This is a genomic window from Longimonas sp., from assembly GCF_040409695.1.
Lineage (GTDB): Bacteria > Bacteroidota > Rhodothermia > Rhodothermales > Salinibacteraceae > Longimonas.
This window is the reverse complement of record NZ_JARWGJ010000051.1, coordinates 1-2540: the sequence shown is the minus strand read 5'-3', so window position 1 is coordinate 2540 and position 2540 is coordinate 1. Positions and strand designations below refer to the sequence as shown.

1 protein-coding gene is annotated in these 2540 nt (G+C 61.0%); it reads left to right on the top strand.

Annotated features, from left to right (window positions below; genetic code table 11):
- The first annotated feature begins 486 nt into the window (after positions 1 to 486).
- Positions 487 to 1668 carry a glycine C-acetyltransferase gene (gene kbl, locus PPP56_RS02815; RefSeq protein ID WP_353562515.1) on the top strand — a complete coding sequence of 394 codons (1182 nt, stop codon included), beginning with the start codon at positions 487 to 489 and terminating at the stop codon, positions 1666 to 1668.
- The last annotated feature ends 872 nt before the right edge of the window (positions 1669 to 2540 follow it).

The following is a 2540-nucleotide window of genomic DNA, read 5'->3' as shown; positions in this document are numbered from 1 at the left end:
GTATCTTCCGGGGTTGTCATCGCGAGGAAGGAGCGCCAGCGACTGACGGGGCGCTGTGAGCGCAGCGAACGAGTACTCCTGGGGTGCGATCTTTGCGTTCCATCATGTCAGCCCACCCCGAACAGAACCGTACGAGATTGGCGCGCCATGATCCCTCCTCCTAAATCCCCCTCCTCCGAGGGGGACTTGATCGGCTCCTTCCACACCCCCTTTTGCAGACCAACACTCCCCCAAACTCTCCTCCCACCGGCGTTAGCCGGAAAGGAGGGGGCCCGAAGGGCGGGGTGGTCCTAAGCTGGCACAAAGACCCCGGGTCTGCGCTCCGCTGTGCCCAGATGACTTGTGCTGCGGTTTTGCTCGGCTGGAGACCTGGACGTTGAAGCTGCTCCATTTTAGCGCCCCTTCAATAGCACACCTTTCATTTGCGAACGGCCCCCTGCACGCCTACCTTACACCCCCTTACCTGTTGAAGTAACCCCAAGCCCTATGTCTGACCTCTCCGCCTTCGAATCCGAACTGCAACAGATCAAAGACGACGGACTCTACAAAGAGGAGCGCGTCATCACCTCGCAGCAAGATGCCGACATTTCTGTGGCGTCGGGCGATGTGGTTAACTTCTGTGCCAACAACTACCTCGGACTCGCCAACCACCCCGCCATCATGCAGTCCGCTAAGGACGGCGTGGACGAGTATGGCTTTGGCGTGGCGAGCGTTCGGTTTATCTGCGGCACACAGACGGTGCATAAGGAGCTGGAGGATGCGCTGTCTCGCTTCCACGAAAAGGACGACACCATCCTCTACAACTCGTGCTTCGATGCGAATACGGGCCTCTTCGAAACGCTCCTGGGTCCAGACGACGCCATCATCAGCGACCGACTGAACCACGCCTCCATTATCGACGGCATCCGGCTCTGCAAGGCCGACCGCTACGTCTACCAGCACAGCGACATGAACGACCTGGAGGCGCAGCTTCAGGATGCGCAGGATGCGAACATCCGCCTGATTGCCACCGACGGTGTCTTTTCAATGGATGGCGACGTGGCGAAGCTCGACGAAATCTGTGCTCTGGCGGATGCGTACGATGCGCTTGTCATGGTGGATGAGTGCCATGCCACCGGGTTCATGGGCGACGGCGGACGCGGGGCCTCGGAGGCGAAAGGCGCGCTTCACGATGTAGACATCATCACGTCGACGTTGGGCAAAGCCCTGGGCGGTGCTACGGGCGGATTCACGACCGCACAACAGCCGATCATCGACTTGCTGCGGCAGAAATCGCGTCCGTACCTCTTCTCGAATGCGGTGGCTCCGATGATCGCCAACGCAAGCCTGACGGTGCTCGATATGCTCACTGACAGTGCCAGGCGCCGCGAGCAGCTGTGGGAGAACACGCGCTACTTCCGCCAGGAGATGACTGAGCGCGGGTTCGACATCAAGCCAGGCGACCACCCGATCGTGCCGATTATGCTCTACGACGCGAAGCCCAGCGCCGAAATGGCCGATGCGCTGCTGGAGCGCGGCATCTACGTGATCAGCTTCAGCTACCCGGTGGTGCCCAAGGGCGAAGCGCGCATCCGCGTGCAGATGTCCGCTGCCCACGACCGCACCCACCTCGACCGCGCCATCGACGCGTTTACAGAGGTCGCGACCGAGCTGGGTGTGCTCGGGTAGCGACGATGATTCGAGCACCTTTCCCTGTCGCTCTAAGCGGGGCGCCGAAAGGTATCTGGCGTGCGACAGGGCGTGCCGGGCACGGCGGAGATCTTTCGACGGCGCATCTGCTGGGCGCAGATGCTACGCTCAAGATGACAAGCCGTGAGGAGTATCGTGGTGAGCGCCCTTCGCTCCTCGCAATGACAGGGTGAGGAATCTTTCGAGCATGTCATCGCGAGGAAGAAGCACAGCGACTGACGCGGCGCTGTGAGCGTAGCGAACGAGTACTCCTGGGGTGCGATCTCTCCCTCCCATCGTGGCAGCTCGCCACGGACAGCGACGCATGAGATTGGCATGTCGCGCTCCATCCTCCTAAATCTCCCTCCTCCGAGGGGGACGTGATCGGCTCCTTCCGCGACCCTTTGCAGAACTACACTCCCACAAACTCCCCTCCTACCGGCGGAGCCGGAAAGGAGGGGTGCCCGAAGGGCGGGGTGGTCCTGAGCCGTGTAAAGATCCCGGGTCTCCGCTCCGCTGCGCCCGGGATGACTTGCTGTTGTGAAGCTGTTCTGGAAAGTGCCCGTATGCCTCTACAGCCCTGACCTTCCAAAACCAAAGTCACCCCGGGCTTGACCCGGGGTCTTCAGCATTCGTAGAGCCGTCATTTTCGAGCACGAGGACCGCCCACATCCCCGGCGGTTAGGAGAGGGCCGCCTCGAACAGTGACGCATGAGATTGCCGCGTCGCTACGCTCCTCGCAATGACAAGGTGTGGGATCTTTCGAGATTGTCATCGCGAGAAGGGAGCGGCAACTCCGTAGGAGACCGTTCGACTTCTGCCGGCAGAAGCCGGCATCCGCTCAAGGTGACATGTTGTAGAAAGTGACATGC

Coding starts and splice junctions, on each gene's coding strand:
- kbl (WP_353562515.1), top strand. CDS start 487: ATGTCTGACCTCTCCGCCTTCGAATCCGAACTGCAACAGATCAAAGAC.